The sequence below is a fragment of the Citrobacter sp. Marseille-Q5395 genome (assembly GCF_947057495.1).
GTDB lineage: Bacteria > Pseudomonadota > Gammaproteobacteria > Enterobacterales > Enterobacteriaceae > Citrobacter > Citrobacter murliniae.
The window spans coordinates 306140-323801 of the sequence record NZ_CAMSEL010000006.1; the positions used below are offsets into that span (position 1 = coordinate 306140).

The 17662-nt window shown below is 51.2% G+C and carries 17 protein-coding genes; 9 read left to right on the top strand and 8 right to left on the bottom strand.

Annotated features, from left to right (window positions below; all coding sequences use genetic code 11):
* The first annotated feature begins 31 nt into the window (after positions 1-31).
* From dnaE to tilS, 5 genes are all read left to right on the top strand, one after another.
* Positions 32-3514, top strand: coding sequence for a DNA polymerase III subunit alpha (dnaE, locus tag OH663_RS09630; RefSeq protein ID WP_200011492.1), 3483 nt, complete (start codon positions 32-34; stop codon positions 3512-3514).
* 12 nt (positions 3515-3526) lie between these two features.
* Positions 3527-4486 (top strand): acetyl-CoA carboxylase carboxyl transferase subunit alpha, encoded by a 960-nt coding sequence (accA, locus tag OH663_RS09635; RefSeq protein WP_045440015.1) that lies wholly within the window; start codon positions 3527-3529, stop codon positions 4484-4486.
* 99 nt (positions 4487-4585) lie between these two features.
* Positions 4586-6724: a lysine decarboxylase LdcC gene (gene ldcC / locus OH663_RS09640; RefSeq protein WP_200011494.1), complete on the top strand. Its 2139-nt coding sequence runs from the start codon at positions 4586-4588 to the stop codon at positions 6722-6724.
* A 65-nt stretch (positions 6725-6789) separates the two neighbouring features.
* Positions 6790-7179: a VOC family protein gene (locus OH663_RS09645; protein WP_045440020.1), complete on the top strand. Its 390-nt coding sequence runs from the start codon at positions 6790-6792 to the stop codon at positions 7177-7179.
* A 61-nt stretch (positions 7180-7240) separates the two neighbouring features.
* Positions 7241-8533, top strand: coding sequence for a tRNA lysidine(34) synthetase TilS (tilS, locus tag OH663_RS09650; protein ID WP_200011506.1), 1293 nt, complete (start codon positions 7241-7243; stop codon positions 8531-8533).
* Between the two features lie 75 nt (positions 8534-8608).
* Here the strand turns inward: tilS and rof are convergent, their stop codons facing one another.
* Both rof and OH663_RS09660 read right to left on the bottom strand, forming a co-directional pair.
* Positions 8609-8869 (bottom strand): Rho-binding antiterminator, encoded by a 261-nt coding sequence (gene rof / locus OH663_RS09655; RefSeq protein WP_045440024.1) that lies wholly within the window; start codon positions 8867-8869, stop codon positions 8609-8611.
* Positions 8856-9056: a YaeP family protein gene (locus tag OH663_RS09660; RefSeq protein WP_005132083.1), complete on the bottom strand. Its 201-nt coding sequence runs from the start codon at positions 9054-9056 to the stop codon at positions 8856-8858. Before OH663_RS09660 ends, rof begins: the two co-directional genes overlap by 14 nt.
* A gap of 199 nt (positions 9057-9255) precedes the next feature.
* Between OH663_RS09660 and OH663_RS09665 the strand changes: the two genes are divergently transcribed.
* From OH663_RS09665 to nlpE, 3 genes are read left to right on the top strand one after another with little or no spacing between them, the layout of a single operon-like run.
* A complete protein-coding gene (locus OH663_RS09665) occupies positions 9256-9801 on the top strand; it encodes a YaeQ family protein (RefSeq protein ID WP_045440028.1) in 546 nt (181 codons plus the stop codon).
* Complete coding sequence (gene arfB, locus OH663_RS09670; RefSeq protein WP_045440031.1) at positions 9798-10220, top strand: alternative ribosome rescue aminoacyl-tRNA hydrolase ArfB; 423 nt, start codon at positions 9798-9800, stop codon at positions 10218-10220. The genes OH663_RS09665 and arfB overlap by 4 nt, the downstream gene beginning before the upstream one ends.
* Before the next feature lie 31 nt (positions 10221-10251).
* Positions 10252-10950 (top strand): envelope stress response activation lipoprotein NlpE, encoded by a 699-nt coding sequence (gene nlpE, locus OH663_RS09675; RefSeq protein ID WP_136345308.1) that lies wholly within the window; start codon positions 10252-10254, stop codon positions 10948-10950.
* A 46-nt stretch (positions 10951-10996) separates the two neighbouring features.
* Here nlpE and proS read toward each other — a convergent pair whose 3' ends face one another.
* From proS to metN, 6 genes are all read right to left on the bottom strand, one after another.
* Positions 10997-12715, bottom strand: a complete 1719-nt coding sequence (gene proS, locus OH663_RS09680) for a proline--tRNA ligase (protein ID WP_048222024.1) — start codon at positions 12713-12715, stop codon at positions 10997-10999.
* A gap of 110 nt (positions 12716-12825) precedes the next feature.
* Positions 12826-13533 (bottom strand): tRNA (N6-threonylcarbamoyladenosine(37)-N6)-methyltransferase TrmO, encoded by a 708-nt coding sequence (tsaA, locus tag OH663_RS09685; protein ID WP_200011508.1) that lies wholly within the window; start codon positions 13531-13533, stop codon positions 12826-12828.
* Positions 13530-13934 carry an Rcs stress response system protein RcsF gene (rcsF, locus tag OH663_RS09690; RefSeq protein ID WP_045440039.1) on the bottom strand — a complete coding sequence of 135 codons (405 nt, stop codon included), beginning with the start codon at positions 13932-13934 and terminating at the stop codon, positions 13530-13532. Before rcsF ends, tsaA begins: the two co-directional genes overlap by 4 nt.
* Positions 13935-14050: 116 nt before the next feature.
* Positions 14051-14866 (bottom strand): methionine ABC transporter substrate-binding lipoprotein MetQ, encoded by an 816-nt coding sequence (gene metQ / locus OH663_RS09695; protein ID WP_045440042.1) that lies wholly within the window; start codon positions 14864-14866, stop codon positions 14051-14053.
* A 44-nt stretch (positions 14867-14910) separates the two neighbouring features.
* Positions 14911-15564, bottom strand: a complete 654-nt coding sequence (locus OH663_RS09700) for a methionine ABC transporter permease MetI (protein WP_003018471.1) — start codon at positions 15562-15564, stop codon at positions 14911-14913.
* A complete protein-coding gene (gene metN / locus OH663_RS09705; RefSeq protein ID WP_200011510.1) occupies positions 15557-16588 on the bottom strand; it encodes a methionine ABC transporter ATP-binding protein MetN in 1032 nt (343 codons plus the stop codon). Before metN ends, OH663_RS09700 begins: the two co-directional genes overlap by 8 nt.
* Positions 16589-16777: 189 nt before the next feature.
* On the opposite strand from metN, the gene gmhB reads away from it, so the two are divergent.
* The gene (gene gmhB / locus OH663_RS09710) at positions 16778-17344 is read left to right on the top strand and encodes a D-glycero-beta-D-manno-heptose 1,7-bisphosphate 7-phosphatase (protein WP_045440049.1); all 567 of its coding nucleotides are present in this window, start codon (positions 16778-16780) and stop codon (positions 17342-17344) included.
* Positions 17345-17662: the final 318 nt, after the last annotated feature.

Consider the following 17662-nt stretch of genomic DNA (forward strand, 5'->3'; position numbering starts at 1 on the left):
GTGTCGAGAATAAGTAAACCGGAATCTGAAGATGTCTGAACCACGTTTCGTCCACCTGCGGGTGCACAGCGACTACTCCATGATTGATGGGCTGGCAAAAACCGGACCGCTGGTAAAAAAGGCGGCCGCATTAGGCATGCCTGCGCTGGCGATCACCGATTTTACCAACCTGTGTGGTCTGGTGAAGTTTTACGGAGCGGGTCATGGCGCGGGCATTAAGCCAATTGTTGGCGCTGATTTTCATGTTCGTAGTGAACTGTTTGGTGATGAGCTCACTCAACTGACCGTGCTAGCGGCCAATAACACGGGTTACCAGAACCTGACATTGTTGATATCGAAAGCCTATCAGCGTGGCTATGGTGCTGAAGGGCCGGTTATCGACAAAGACTGGCTGGTCGATTTAAAAGATGGCTTAATTTTGCTTTCCGGTGGTCGCATGGGCGACGTCGGGCGCAGCTTGCTGCGTGGTAACAGCGCACTGGTCGATGAGTGCGTGACGTTTTATGAAGAACATTTTCCCAATTGCTACTTCCTGGAACTGATCCGCACCGGCAGGCAAGACGAAGAAAATTATCTGCATGCCGCAGTGGCTCTGGCCGAAACGCGTGGTCTGCCAGTGGTGGCGACCAACGATGTTCGCTTCCTTGAAAGCGGAGATTTCGACGCGCATGAAATTCGCGTTGCGATCCACGATGGTTTCACTCTCGATGATCCGAAACGCCCGCGCAACTATTCGCCGCAGCAGTATATGCGCAGCGAAGAGGAGATGTGCGAGCTGTTCTCCGACATCCCGGAAGCGCTGCAAAATACTGTCGAGATAGCCAAACGCTGTAATGTGACGGTACGTTTGGGCGAATATTTTCTGCCGCAGTTCCCGACTGGTGATATGACCACGGAAGACTATCTGGTCAAAAAATCCAAAGAGGGGCTGGAAGAGCGTCTGGCATTTTTGTTCCCGGACGAAGCCGAGCGTCAAGAGAAGCGCCCACCCTATGATGAACGTCTGGATATTGAACTTCAGGTTATTAACCAAATGGGGTTCCCGGGTTACTTCCTGATCGTTATGGAGTTTATCCAGTGGTCAAAAGATAACGGTGTACCCGTTGGGCCGGGACGTGGTTCCGGTGCGGGCTCGTTGGTTGCTTATGCATTAAAAATTACCGATCTTGATCCGCTGGAATTCGACCTGCTGTTCGAACGTTTCCTCAACCCGGAACGTGTCTCTATGCCTGACTTCGACGTTGACTTCTGTATGGAGAAGCGCGACCAGGTAATTGAACACGTAGCGGATATGTATGGCCGTGACGCGGTATCGCAGATTATTACCTTTGGTACGATGGCGGCAAAAGCGGTTATCCGCGACGTAGGCCGCGTGCTGGGGCATCCGTACGGTTTTGTTGACCGTATTTCTAAACTGGTGCCACCCGATCCGGGGATGACGCTGGCGAAGGCCTTTGAGGCTGAGCCGCAACTGCCTGAAATTTACGAGGCTGATGAAGAGGTCAGGGCGCTGATCGACATGGCGCGTAAGCTGGAAGGTGTCACACGTAATGCCGGTAAACATGCTGGTGGTGTGGTCATCGCGCCAACTAAAATTACTGACTTTGCGCCGTTGTACTGCGATGAGCAGGGGCTGCACCCGGTTACTCAGTTTGATAAGAATGATGTGGAATATGCCGGGCTGGTGAAGTTTGACTTCCTCGGCTTGCGAACGCTCACTATCATCAACTGGGCGCTGGAGATGATCAACGCCCGCCGTGAGCGCAACGGTGAGCCGCCGTTAGACATTGCGGCCATCCCGCTGGATGATAAAAAAAGTTTCGACATGCTGCAACGCTCGGAAACCACTGCGGTATTCCAGCTTGAATCCCGCGGCATGAAGGATCTGATTAAACGTCTGCAGCCTGACTGCTTCGAAGATATGATCGCCCTGGTGGCGCTGTTCCGTCCCGGCCCGCTCCAGTCGGGGATGGTAGATAACTTTATCGACCGTAAACACGGTCGCGAAGAGATTTCCTACCCGGACGTACAGTGGCAGCATGAGTGCCTGAAACCGGTGCTGGAGCCGACCTATGGCATTATCCTGTATCAGGAACAGGTCATGCAGATAGCCCAGGAGCTGTCGGGCTATACTCTTGGCGGCGCGGACATGTTGCGTCGTGCAATGGGTAAGAAAAAACCGGAAGAGATGGCCAAGCAGCGCGGCACCTTCGAAGAAGGGGCGAAAAAGCGTGGTGTAGATGGCGAGCTGGCGATGAAAATCTTTGACCTGGTGGAGAAATTCGCCGGTTACGGATTTAACAAATCGCACTCCGCGGCCTATGCGCTGGTCTCTTACCAGACGCTGTGGCTGAAAGCGCATTACCCCGCTGAGTTTATGGCAGCGGTAATGACCGCCGATATGGATAACACCGAAAAGGTGGTGGGGCTGGTGGACGAATGCTGGCGCATGGGGCTAAAAATCCTGCCGCCAGATATCAACTCCGGGCTGTATCATTTCCATGTTAATGATGACGGCGAAATTGTGTATGGCATCGGCGCGATAAAAGGCGTGGGTGAAGGGCCAATTGAAGCTATCATTGAAGCGCGTAATAAAGGTGGCTACTTCCGCGAGCTGTTTGATCTCTGCGCCCGCACAGATATTAAGAAGCTTAATCGCCGGGTGTTGGAAAAGCTAATCATGTCCGGGGCGTTTGACCGCCTTGGCCCGCATCGCGCTGCGTTGATGAATTCGCTTAATGATGCGCTTAAAGCTGCCGATCAGCATGCGAAAGCTGAAGCTATCGGTCAGGCCGATATGTTTGGTGTACTGGCGGAAGAGCCGGAACAAATTGAACAATCCTACGCCAGCTGCACGCCGTGGCCGGAGCAGGTGGTATTAGAGGGTGAACGTGAAACGTTAGGACTTTACCTGACCGGACACCCTATCAATCAGTATTTAAAAGAAATTGAGCGCTATGTCGGAGGCCACAGGCTGAAAGACATGCATCCGACAGAACGTGGTAAAGTTACCACTGCTGCGGGGCTCGTTATTGCTGCGCGGGTAATGGTCACCAAGCGCGGTAATCGTATCGGCATCTGCACACTGGATGACCGTTCCGGGCGTCTGGAAGTGATGTTATTCACCGATGCTCTGGATAAATACCAGCATTTGCTGGAAAAAGACCGCATACTTATCGTCAGCGGACAGGTCAGCTTTGATGACTTCAACGGCGGGCTTAAAATGATGGCCCGTGAAGTCATGGATATTGACGAAGCCCGGGAAAAATATGCTCGCGGGCTTGCTATCTCGCTGACGGACAGGCAAATTGATGACCAGCTTTTAAACCGACTCCGTCAGTCTCTGGAACCCCACCGCTCGGGGACAATTCCAGTACATCTCTACTATCAGAGGGCGGATGCACGTGCGCGATTGCGTTTTGGCGCAACGTGGCGTGTCTCTCCGAGCGATCGTTTACTAAACGATCTCCGTGGCCTTATTGGTTCGGAGCAGGTGGAACTGGAGTTTGACTAATACAGGAATACTATGAGTCTGAATTTCCTTGATTTTGAACAGCCGATTGCAGAGCTGGAAGCAAAAATCGATTCTCTGACTGCGGTTAGCCGTCAGGATGAGAAACTGGATATTAACATCGATGAAGAAGTGCATCGTCTGCGTGAAAAAAGCGTAGAACTGACGCGCAAAATCTTCGCCGATCTTGGCGCATGGCAGGTAGCCCAACTGGCTCGCCATCCACAGCGTCCATATACCCTGGATTATGTCCGCCTGGCGTTTGATGAATTTGATGAGCTGGCGGGCGATCGCGCCTATGCGGATGACAAAGCTATTGTCGGCGGTATTGCGCGTCTTGAGGGGCGTCCGGTGATGATCATTGGTCATCAGAAAGGCCGCGAGACCAAAGAGAAAATTCGTCGCAACTTCGGCATGCCAGCACCGGAAGGCTATCGTAAAGCGCTGCGTCTGATGGAAATGGCCGAACGCTTCAAGATGCCGATTATCACCTTCATCGACACCCCTGGGGCTTACCCGGGGGTGGGCGCGGAAGAACGTGGTCAGTCTGAAGCGATTGCGCGCAACCTGCGTGAAATGTCACGTCTGAGCGTGCCGGTTATCTGCACCGTTATCGGTGAAGGTGGTTCCGGTGGTGCGCTGGCGATCGGCGTGGGCGATAAAGTGAATATGCTGCAATACAGCACCTATTCAGTTATCTCCCCGGAAGGCTGCGCGTCCATTCTGTGGAAAAGCGCAGACAAAGCGCCGTTGGCGGCAGAAGCGATGGGCATTATTGCGACGCGTTTGAAAGAGCTGAAGCTTATCGACTCCATCGTTCCGGAACCACTGGGTGGTGCGCATCGTAATCCGGAAGCAATGGCAGCGTCGCTGAAGGCACAATTGCTGGCCGATCTGGCCGATCTTGACGTGTTAAGTACGGAAGAGCTCAAAAATCGTCGTTACCAGCGTCTGATGAACTACGGTTACGCGTAAACTGTATTTATTCTGAAAAGGGCCACAACACTGTGGCCCTTTTTTTTACCTGCGGTTTGACCAGGCTATGATTAACTAAGGTTTTTCCAGGAGGAACGCATGAACATTATTGCCATCATGGGACCGCATGGCGTCTTTTATAAAGATGAGCCCATCAAGGAACTTGAACGTGCGCTGCAGCAGCAGGGGTTTCAGATTATCTGGCCACAGAATAGCGTCGACCTGCTGAAATTTATCGAACACAATCCGCGCATTTGCGGTGTTATTTTTGACTGGGATGAATACAGCCTGGAGTTGTGTAGCGATATCAATCAGCTAAATGAATATCTCCCACTGTACGCTTTTATTAATACCCATTCGACGATGGATGTCAGCGCCCACGATCTGCGCATGGCGCTGTGGTTTTTTGAGTATGCGCTTGGTCAGTCCGAAGATATAGCGACGCGTATTCGGCAGTACACCAGTGAATATCTCGATAACATTACGCCTCCCTTTACCAAAGCGCTGTTTACTTATGTGAAGGAAGGGAAATATACCTTCTGTACGCCAGGGCATATGGCGGGAACGGCGTACCAGAAAAGCCCGGTGGGATGCCTGTTCTATGATTTCTTTGGCGGCAACACGTTAAAGGCTGACGTGTCCATTTCTGTGACTGAGCTGGGGTCGCTATTGGACCATACAGGTCCACACCTGGAAGCAGAAGAGTATATCGCTCGCACCTTTGGCGCAGAGCAAAGTTATATGGTCACCAACGGCACATCGACGTCGAATAAGATTGTTGGGATGTATGCCGCCCCTACGGGAAGTACGTTATTAATTGATCGCAACTGTCATAAATCTCTCGCGCATTTATTGATGATGAGTGATGTGGTGCCCATTTGGCTGAAACCCACACGTAATGCGCTGGGGATCCTCGGGGGAATTCCGCGCCGCGAATTCTGCCGCGAGAGTATTGCACGTAAGGTAGAGGAGACTACGCAAGCACAGTGGCCGGTGCATGCAGTTATCACTAACTCGACCTACGACGGTCTGTTGTATAACACTAACTGGATTAAACAAACGCTGGATGTCCCTTCTATTCATTTTGACTCTGCCTGGGTGCCTTACACGCATTTCCATCCGATTTACCAGGGGAAAAGTGGCATGAGCGGTGAGAGGGTTCCAGGTAAAGTCATCTTTGAAACGCAGTCCACCCACAAGATGTTGGCCGCGTTGTCGCAGGCGTCTTTGATTCACATTAAAGGGGATTATGACGAAGATACCTTTAATGAAGCCTTTATGATGCACACCTCGACCTCACCCAGCTACCCCATTGTGGCATCGATTGAAACAGCGGCGGCGATGCTGCGTGGTAATCCCGGTAAGCGGCTAATTAACCGCTCGGTGGAGCGCGCGCTCCATTTCCGTAAAGAGGTACAGCGACTGCGAGAAGAATCGGACGGTTGGTTCTTCGATATCTGGCAGCCGGAAAGAGTAGATCAAGCGGAATGCTGGCCCGTTGCTCCTGGTGAAGGCTGGCATGGGTTTAATGATGCTGACGCTGACCACATGTTCCTCGACCCGGTAAAAGTCACTATTCTGACGCCGGGAATGGATGAACAAGGAAATATGAGCGAAGAAGGGATCCCTGCCGCGCTGGTAGCAAAGTTCCTCGATGAACGCGGTGTCGTGGTGGAGAAAACAGGTCCGTATAATCTGTTGTTCCTGTTCAGCATTGGGATTGATAAAACCCGGGCAATGGGCTTACTGCGAGGACTGACTGAGTTCAAACGCTCATATGACCTTAATTTGCGCGTTAAAAACATGCTGCCGGATCTGTATGCTGAAGATCCTGATTTTTATCGCAATATGCGTATTCAGGATCTGGCGCAAGGGATCCATAATTTGATCCGCCAGCATGATCTCTCCGGGTTGATGCTACGGGCATTTGACACCTTGCCGGAAATGAAAATGACGCCGCATCAGGCCTGGCAGCGACAAATTAAAGGCGAAGTGGAGACCGTGACGCTCGATCAACTGGTGGGGCGCGTTTCTGCCAATATGATCCTGCCTTATCCACCTGGTGTACCGCTGCTGATGCCGGGGGAAATGATCACTGAAGAAAGCCGTGCTGTACTCGATTTCCTGCTGATGCTGTGTTCAGTAGGCCATCATTACCCCGGATTCGAAACAGATATTCATGGCGCTAAACTGGGCGAGGACGGTGTGTATCGTGTGAGAGTCCTAAAAATGGCATAACGACTTGCCTGAACCGACTGCGGATGAGTAATGTGCGAAAAGAAAACTAAAGAGGCAAACACGCTATGCTGGGATTAAAACAGGTTCACCATATTGCCATTATTGCGACGGATTACGCGGTCAGTAAGGCATTTTACTGTGATGTGCTGGGCTTTACGTTGATGAGTGAAGCCTACCGTGAAGAGCGTGACTCCTGGAAAGGTGACCTCGCGTTGAATGGGCAGTATGTGATTGAGCTTTTTTCCTTTCCTTTTCCGCCTGGCCGACCCAGCCGACCAGAGGCTTGCGGTTTACGTCACCTGGCGTTTAGCGTTGAGAACGTGGAAGCCGCAATAACCCATCTGGAAGATCATAATGTGAAATGCGAGCCGATACGCGTCGATCCTTTTACTGGTAAGCGCTTTACGTTTTTCAACGATCCAGACGGATTGCCTCTTGAACTGTATGAACTGTAAGTCTTGTTATTGTGGCTTTAGCCCGGTAACGTGCCGGGCAATGCCATTGTAAGCAACTATCATGACGACACTCACACTGAACACTTCACTTCTGAACGCTAACCAGATCCTCGTCGCTTTTAGCGGCGGCCTGGACTCTACCGTGCTGTTGCATCAACTGGTGCAGTGGCGAACGCAGCACCCTGAAGTCTCCTTGCGCGCTATCCATATCCATCATGGGTTAAGTCCCCACGCTGATGAATGGGTGACCCACTGTGAATCGATATGTGCGCAATGGCAGGTACCACTGGTGGTTGAGCGGGTACAACTGCAGGACGATGGGTCAGGAATAGAAGCTCAGGCGCGACGGGCACGCTATCAGGCGTTTGAACAGACACTGTTGTCGAATGAAATACTGATGACCGCCCAGCATCTTGATGACCAGTGCGAAACATTTTTGCTCGCACTAAAACGTGGCAGTGGCCCCGCTGGGCTTTCTGCGATGGGTGAAAGTTCACCGTTTGCCGGAACCCGGCTTATTCGCCCACTGCTAACACAAACGCGAGACGAACTTGAAAAGTGGGCGCGGACGCATGCGTTAAGCTGGATTGAAGACGAAAGCAATCAGGTTGATGCTTATGACCGCAATTTCTTACGCCTACGCATTATTCCACTCCTGCAACAACGCTGGCCGCATTTTGCGGAGGCTACAGCCCGCAGCGCCTCGCTGTGCGCCGAGCAGGAGAGTTTACTGGATGAGTTACTTGCTCAAGATTTAGCTGACTGTGTCACCGCTCAAGGTACGCTGCGACTGGAACCATTAATGATGAAGAGCGATGTGCGGCGTGCGGCGCTGCTTCGTCGCTGGCTGGCTGGGTTGAATGCACCGATGCCCTCCCGGGATGCTTTGGAGCGTATCTGGCAGGAAGTCGCGCTGGCGCGGGAAGATGCTGTACCCCGTTTGTGCTTTGGCGGGTACGAAATTCGTCGTTACCAGTCACAGCTGTGGTGGGTTAAATCTGTTGTCGGGCAAAGTGAAACGGTGATTCCATGGTCATGCACGAAAACACCGTTGGTGTTGCCTGCCGGGCTGGGAACGGTGCTGTTACTTCCCGATGGCGAATTACGAAAACCGCGAGCGAATGAGACAGTCAGTATTCGGTTTAAAGCTCCTGGACTCTTGCATATTGTCGGGCGTAACGGCGGGCGTAAGCTCAAAAAAATCTGGCAGGAGCAGGGGATCCCTCCCTGGCGACGAGATACCACACCGTTGCTATTTTACGGCAATACGCTGATTGCAGCTGCGGGAGTATTTGTAACGCGTGAAGGTATGGCTGAGGAAGAAGAGAGTGTGCGCCTGCTATGGCATGCCTGATGATGGCGCTGCACTTATCTGGCCTACGGATTGTAGGCCAGATAAGGTGTGTGCATCGCCATTCGGCAAAGGGGATTAAGATTCGCTGACCACCACGGTACCGATTTCCGGGTGGCTGAAGCTGGCAATTTTGTCGAGGCGAAGTTCACGGGTTTCACCTGCGACTTCTGCAACCAGATACTCCACATTTTTGCGGGAAACCAGGTCATTCGCTTTCGCCTGCAGAACTTCGCCATCTTTTAGCGCCAGCGTCAGTAACAAATGGTGCTGGCAGGCGAGCTCAAGATTGTCGTAATCATCACAGTTAATGGGTTGATACGTTTCATTCATTGACATAATCGCTCACCAGTAAGTTCGCGGCCGCATATGCCGCCTTTTCCCTGACCGACTCTGAAAGGGCGCTGTCTGCAGCCACTTCATTCAGTACCTTCAATACGCAACCCAGCGCATCCGGGACATACCCTAAGTCTCCGCTGGCAATTTCCGCGTACCGCTTGCGTATTAACTCACAATATTTTTCCACATGCCCTCCTGTCAGCACTCTGACTTAACCGTGGATGCAAGTCTAAGCCTACGAAGATAAACTCTGTTTAGCAAGGTGACTATACCATACTCATTCAAGCAATATCAGCGCCTTGATAGAGGACACCCACGTTACCGGTTAGCAGCCTTTTGGCGCAGATTTCGCTACAATGGACGCCTGATTCGAAAGGAGTTCTCTCATGGCGCTTAAAGCGACAATATATAAAGCCGTAGTCAATGTGGCGGATCTTGACCGCAACCAGTTTCTTGATGCGGCATTGACGCTGGCGCGTCACCCCTCAGAAACCCAGGAACGCATGATGCTGCGCCTGCTGGCGTGGATTAAATATGCTGACGAACGGTTACAGTTTACGCGGGGATTAAGCGCTGAAGATGAGCCGGAAGCGTGGTTGCGTAATGATCATCTGGGTATCGATTTATGGATTGAACTCGGTTTGCCGGATGAACGCCGTATCAAGAAAGCATGTACTCAGTCTGCAGAAGTTGCTTTGTTTGCCTATAACAGCCGTGCGGCTCAAATCTGGTGGCAGCAAAACCAAAGTAAGTGCTCTCAGTTTGCTAATTTATCCGTGTGGTATCTGGATGATGAGCAACTGGCGCAACTGAGTGACTTTGCTGGCCGAACAATGACGCTTCAGGCGACTATCCAGGATGGGGCTATCTGGCTGTCAGATTCTCAGAACAATCTGGAAATTCATTTGAGCGCGTGGCAGCAACCTTCATGATTGTTATCTCCCGAAATGTCTCTATTCCTGATAATGAGCTGGAAATCACGGCAATCCGGGCTCAGGGAGCAGGTGGGCAGCACGTTAATAAGACTTCGACGGCTATCCATTTGCGCTTTGACATTCGGGCCTCTGGCCTGCCAGAGTATTATAAGGAACGTCTGCTGGCTGCCAGTCATCATCTGATCAGCGGCGATGGTGTCATTATCATTAAGGCACAGGAGTACCGTAGCCAGGAGCTTAACCGGGAAGCGGCAATATCCCGACTGGTGGCGGTCATTAAAGAGTTAACCGCAGTGCAAAAAAGCCGACAGGCAACTCGCCCTACGCGCGCGTCGAAAGAGCGTAGGTTGTCATCAAAGGCGCAGAAATCCACAGTGAAGGCACTGCGAGGTAGGGTTCGTCGCTCGCAAGACTGACGAACGGGAATAAAAAAATTATAAGGAATTCATGGTGAAAACAGCGATATTGTCAGTAGCGGCTGCATGTACGCTCTTTGCCTTGATCGGCTGTAATAATCGTACTGAAGTTGATGTACTACAGCCGACACGGGCGGCAGAATTAAAACCGATGCAGCAAAGCTGGCGCGGTATATTACCTTGTGCGGACTGCGAAGGTATTGAAACCTCTTTGTTCCTCGAAAAAGACGGAACATGGGTGATGAATGAACGCTATCAGGGCGTGCGGGATGAACCCTCTTCGTTTGCTTCATATGGGACATGGGCCCGTACTGCCGATAAACTGGTGCTGACAGACAGCAAAGGCGAAAAATCTTACTATCGGGCAAAAGGTGAGGCGCTGGAGATGCTCGATCGTGAAGGTAATCCGATTGAGTCGCAGTTTAACTATACCCTTCAGCCGGTTTCAGCCAGTTTGCCGGTTACGCCAATGCCGATGCGTGGTATGTATTTCTACATGGCGGATGCAGCAGTATTTACCGACTGCGCAACGGGAAAACGTATGCCGGTGGCGAATAATGCCCAGCTTGAACGCGACTATTTAGCCGCGCGCGCGGAAACGGGACAATCTGTTCTGTTGACTCTGGAAGGGCATTTCACGTTGGAGGCGAACCCGGATACGGGCGAGAAAGTGAAAACGCTGATGGCAGATAAAGACGCGAAGTTTGTGCCAGGAAAAGCGTGTAATTAATCGATAAAGTAAAAAGGCCCTGAAGAATCAGGGCCTTTTGCTGGTATTAGCCTTTTATCGCTTTTACCAGATAGTCGACGATGTCGCCGGTTTTAATCAGCTGTTTCTCGCCGTTACGACGGTATTTGTATTCGATATCATCGTTATCGAGGTTACGGTCGCCGAGTACGATAGTGTGTGGTATACCGATAAGCTCCATATCGGCAAACATTACGCCAGGACGCTCTTTACGATCGTCCATCAGCACTTCGATGCCCTGTGCGCGCAGTTCAGCGTACAGCTTCTCTGCCAGTTCCTGCACTCGGTAGGATTTGTGCATGTTCATAGGCAGAATCGCTACCTGGAACGGTGCAATGGCATCCGGCCATACAATACCGCGATCGTCGTAGTTCTGCTCAATGGCTGCCGCGACCACGCGAGTTACCCCGATACCGTAGCAGCCCATAGTCAGAATCTGATTACGGCCATCTTCGCCCTGAACTGCGGCTTTCAGCGCTTCAGAGTATTTGGTACCCAACTGGAAGATGTGACCGACTTCGATACCACGTTTAATCAGCAATGTACCTTTACCGTCCGGGCTTGGGTCACCTGCCACTACGTTACGGATGTCTGCAACTTCAGGTGTTGCTACATCACGATCCCAGTTAATACCGAAATAGTGTTTGCCGTCGATGTTGGCACCGGCAGCGAAATCGCTCATTACTGCAACGGTACGATCGATAACGACCGGGATCGGCATATTCACCGGACCGAGAGAACCTGGACCTGCTTTCACTACGGCTCGAATTTCTTCTTCGGTAGCGAAGGTTAGCGGGCTGGCAACCTGCGGCAGTTTTTCTGCTTTGACTTCGTTTAGCTCGTGATCACCACGAACCAGCAGAGCAACCAGCGGGTAGCTACTGCCTTCAACGGCTTTTACCAGCAGAGTTTTAACGGTTTTTTCAATTGGCAGATTGAATTGCTCAACCAGCTCCGCGATGGTCTTCGCGTTTGGTGTATCAACCAGCGTCATTTCCTGAGTAGCGGCTGCACGAGGTTCTTTCGGCGCAACGGCTTCAGCAAACTCGATGTTGGCGGCAAAATCGGAACTGTCAGAGAATACGACGTCATCTTCGCCGCTCTGTGCCAGCACCTGGAATTCGTGAGAAGCACTGCCGCCGATAGAGCCGGTATCAGCCTGTACAGCACGGAAATCCAGCCCCATACGGCTGAAGATTTTGCTGTATGCGGCATACATCGCATCGTAGGTTTCCTGCAGAGATTCCTGAGAAGTATGGAAAGAGTAAGCATCTTTCATCAGGAATTCGCGGGAACGCATTACGCCGAAACGTGGGCGTACTTCGTCACGGAATTTCGTCTGGATTTGGTAGAAGTTCAGCGGCAGCTGTTTGTAAGAGCTGAGCTCGTTACGAATCAGGTCGGTGATGACTTCTTCATGCGTTGGGCCAAGTACGAATGAACGATCGCCACGGTCAGCAATACGCAGCAGTTCCGGGCCGTACTGTTCCCAACGACCACTCTCTTGCCACAGTTCAGAAGGCTGAACGACTGGCATCAACACCTCGATCGCACCGGCGTTGTTCATCTCTTCACGCACGATGTTTTCGACTTTTTTCAGGACGCGCACGCCGGTCGGCAGCCAGGTATATAACCCGGAGGCCAGCTTGCGGATCATCCCGGCGCGCAGCATCAGCTGGTGGCTGATAACCTCGGCGTCGGCAGGTGTCTCCTTCAGAGTGGAGAGCAGATATTGGCTAGTACGCATGTTGTTACGGTTCCAGTTGGACGATCGAACAGGCTCAATGCGAGCCTGACACAAAAAAAGTGATTTAGTTTACCAGCGAGAAAGGGATGTCAAAAGAGAAGGGCGCGAAATTACCGGGGTTCAAGCGCAAAGACTTCGAAACCCTCTTCCGTCACACGCCAGCGCACGTTGAAATCGTGTAACCAGACGGCGTACGTTTTGCCTGTCTCTTCACCCTTACGATACGCAGGACGCGGGTCCTGTGCCAGTACTTCACCAATAAATGTTTTTAGCTGCGGATAACGTGTTTCCAGAGCCAGAAGCTGCTGCTCAACCTCGGCGGTAAAACTTACGCCCATTTCGGCAACTGGAGCATGTTGCGCGTAGCTGGCGGTGGCATCGGATAATGCTTCGGCAAACGGCAGGTAGGGCTTGATATCTACAACCGGTGTACCATCGACCAGATCCAGACTACCCAGCTTCAGAATGACGCTCTCTTTCTGGCAGACAATCCCTTGCAACTCGACCAGCGACATGCCGACAGGGTTAGGGCGAAAGGTTGAACGCGTGGCAAAGACGCCCATTCTGGCGTTACCACCAAGTCGGGGCGGGCGTACGGTCGGGCGCCACCCACCGTCCATCGTCTGGTGAAAGACGAAAATAATCCATAAATGGCTGAACGCTTCCAGGCCGCGAACAGCATCGGCCTGGTTATACGGTGCGAGCAAATGCAGTTCGCCGCAGGCACTTTTTACCAGGCCAGGCTGGCGTGGAACGGCGAATTTTTCTTTATAAGGAGAGCGGATAACGCCTATTTGCTCGAACTGAAAATGACTCATTTAGTCGAAATATTCAGTGCAGAACCGATGCAAACTGCCTGACGATAGCAACCAGGTGTACCACTGGTGACTTCACAGCTGTGCAGCAATACGGCATTAGCTTTCATTTTAGATGCGTTAATCTGCATGCGTTTGCGTGCGGTTGGAATGCTCGGAGGGGAATCCTGGTTTGATGCCTGGCAGGACTCGCCGCTCACTTCACCGAGATCGCGGAACGGTTTGCCAACTAAGTCTTCTGCATTGGTATAAATTCTCACCGGCACTGCGCGTGGTGCTTTCGGTTTTTCCGGCTCCGCTTTAGGCGGGGTTGCGGTGCTTTGAACGGGTTCAACAGGGGATCTGCTTAACATAGAACAGCCGCTCAGCATGAGTGCTAATAAACAGATCGGTAAAGCACGCATAATGTTTCCTCAATGAATGATCTAAACGTCAGATATTGAATCAGGTGCTTGCATAAATGACAAGACGGGCAAGCGCCCGTCCTGATGATATTACAAATTTTGGAAACAGCCTAAAATTACCAGCCCTTAACAGCGCCGCCATTAAAGACCTTGTTTGCCGCTTCGTAAACTTCGTCTGACTGATACGCCTCAACGAATTTCTTCACGTTCTCAGCGTCTTTATTGTCTTCACGAGTGACGATCAGGTTTACATACGGGGAATCTTTATCTTCAACAAAGATGCCATCTTTTGCCGGTGTCAGGCCAATCTGGCTGGCATAAGTGGTGTTAATAACGGCCAGAGCGATTTGCGCATCGTCCAGTGAGCGTGGCAACTGAGGTGCTTCCAGCTCAACCAGCTTCAGGTTTTTCGGGTTTTCAACAACGTCCAGGGCAGTCGGCAACAGACCTACACCATCTTTCAGTTTGATCAAACCCACTTTTTGCAGCAGCAGCAGGGAACGACCAAGGTTAGTCGGGTCGTTTGGAATTGCGACCTGAGAACCTTCCTGCAGTTCATCCAGTGATTTGATTTTTTTGGAATAACCAGCAATCGGGTAAACGAATGTATTGCCTACGGCAACCAGTTTGTAACCGCGATCTTTGATCTGCTGATCCAGATAAGGTTTGTGCTGGAAGGCGTTGGCATCGATATCACCTTTGCTCAACGCTTCGTTAGGCAGAACGTAATCGTTGAAAGTTACCAGTTCAACGTCCAGACCGTATTTCTCTTTCGCGACTTTCTGCGCAACTTCTGCAACCTGCTGCTCTGCGCCAACAATAACGCCCACTTTGATGTGGTTAGGATCTTTTTCATCCTGACCACAACCCACAAGTGCCAGAGAACCGATCAGGGCTCCAACTGCCGCAAAGGTTTTGAATTTGAACGCCATGCTTATTTCCTTTTCTTAATGAGTTTTTTGTGTTGTGTGCAACGTTATTTGTGCGTGACAGCCCGGACGATGCGATCGCCGGATAACTGAATTAAATAAACCAGAACTACAAGTAATACCAGTACTGTATTCATCACGGTAGCATTGTATCCAATATAACCGTATTGATAGCCAATCTGTCCAAGACCACCGGCACCGACGGCACCGCCCATCGCAGAATAGCCGACCAGGGTGATCAGTGTGATAGTCGCCGCATTCACCAGACCTGGCAACGCTTCCGGCAGCAACACCTTACGTACGATCTGCAATGGTGTAGCACCCATTGCGCGTGATGCTTCGATCAGTCCGGTAGGGATTTCCAGCAGCGCATTCTCAACCATACGGGCAATAAATGGTGCGGCGCCAACGGTCAACGGGACGATGGCTGCCTGCAAACCAATAGAGGTGCCAACAATCATGCGGGTAAACGGAATCATCCAGACCAACAGAATAATGAATGGGATGGAACGGAAAATGTTTACCAGTGCAGACAGCGTACGGTAAAGTTTCGCGTTCTCAATGATTTGTCCGGGACGCGTCACGTACAACAGCACGCCGACGGGCAGGCCAATCACAAAACCAAAAAAACCGGACACAAAGGTCATTGCCAGCGTTTCCCATACGCCGCGAACCAGCAGCCACATCATCGGCTCAGACATAACCCAGTACCTCTACTTTTACATGGTGTTCCTGCAGCCAGTTGATGGCCGCTTGCGTATCTTCTTGTGTACCGTGCATTTCAGTCAGCATGATGCCGAACTTCACGCCACCGGCGTAATCCATTTGCGCGCTGATAATATTGTTATTCACATTAAAGCGACGTGCTGTTTCAGAGAGCAATGGCGCATCCACCGAATGCCCTGTGAATTCCATCCGCAGCATTGGAACACTGTCGTTTTCGGGCTCTGCTTTTAAGCGCTCCAGATAATCTTCCGGAATGTCCAGATGTAGCGTGGACTGGATAAATTTCTGCGCCAGCGGCGTTTTCGGGTGTGAAAACACTTCGCTGACGGTGTCCTGCTCAATCAGTTCACCATTACTGATAACGGCTACGCAGTCACAAATACGTTTTACGACATCCATCTCATGGGTAATCAGCAGAATGGTTAATCCAAGACGACGGTTAATGTCTTTCAATAATTCCAGTATCGAACGAGTGGTTGCTGGATCGAGTGCGCTGGTAGCTTCATCGCACAGCAACACCTTAGGATTGCTGGCCAACGCACGGGCAATGGCGACGCGCTGTTTCTGCCCACCTGAAAGGTTAGCGGGAAAGCTGTCATGCTTATCGCCAAGGCCAACTAAATCCAACAGCTCCGACACGCGACGTTTAATCTCTTCTTTGGGGGTGTTATCCAGCTCCAGCGGAAGCGCGACGTTACCAAAAACAGTACGGGACGACAGCAGGTTAAAGTGCTGGAAAATCATGCCGATTTGACGGCGAGCTTTGGTCAGCTCGGATTCAGAAAGCGTTGTTAGCTCCTGGCCACCGACCTGTACGCTGCCTTCAGTAGGGCGTTCGAGTAAGTTAACGCAGCGGATTAACGTGCTTTTACCAGCGCCTGAAGCGCCAATAACGCCATAAATCTGCCCGGCAGGAACATGCAGGCTGACATTGTTCAGCGCCTGAATAGAGCGAGTCCCCTGTAGGAACACTTTGGTGATATTCGAAAGTTTAATCATTGGTTATTTATTATCGTAATTAAGTTAGCCGTGGCATTTTCGTCTGTCTGGTACGGTCAAAGCCGTTAACAAGATGGATGTTAAGGCATCCAGACGTCTAAATCAATCGGGGTTTGCACGATGAGCACTTTCTTGCCCGCAGAAACATGCGATACTAGAGCGACATGCCTTATTCAGGAGCTATAAAAGGTGGCAAAGTCTGTACCCGCAATTTTTCTCGACCGTGACGGCACCATTAATGTGGACCACGGTTATGTACATGAGATCGACGAGTTCGAGTTTATCGAAGGTGTCATTGATGCCATGCGTGAGCTTAAAAGTATGGGTTACGCACTTATTGTAGTGACGAACCAGTCTGGTATCGCTCGCGGTAAATTTACCGAAGCGCAGTTCGAAACGCTCACTGAATGGATGGACTGGTCGCTGGCCGATCGTGATGTTGATCTGGATGGTATCTATTATTGTCCTCACCATCCGCAGGGAACAGTAGAAGAGTACCGTCAGGTCTGCGATTGCCGTAAACCGCATCCGGGCATGCTTATCTCTGCTCGAGACTTTCTGCACATTGATATGGCCGCTTCTTATATGGTGGGCGACAAAATAGAAGATATGCAGGCGGCGACAGCGGCGAATGTGGGGACAAAAGTATTAGTGCGTACAGGCAAACCTGTCACCCCGGAAGCAGAAAATGCGGCAGATATAGTGCTAAATAGTCTGGCTGACCTGCCATCGGCGATAAAAAAGCAGCAAAAGTAAGCGTTGTGGATAAAAGGTGAGCGGTTGAAACAAAAATGCATTTTTCCGCTTGTCTTCCTGAGGCGACTCCCTATAATGCGCCTCCATCGACACGGCGGATGTGAATCACTTCACACAAACAGCCGGTCCGGTTGAAGAGAAAACCTGAAAATAAGAGGTTGACTCTGAAAGAGGAAAGCGTAATATACGCCACCTCGCGACAGAGCGCTAAAGCGCGTCGCAACTGCTCTTTAACAATTTATCAGACAATCTGTGTGGGCACTCAATGATACGGATTCTTAACGTCGCAAGACGAAAAATGAATACCAAGTCTCTGAG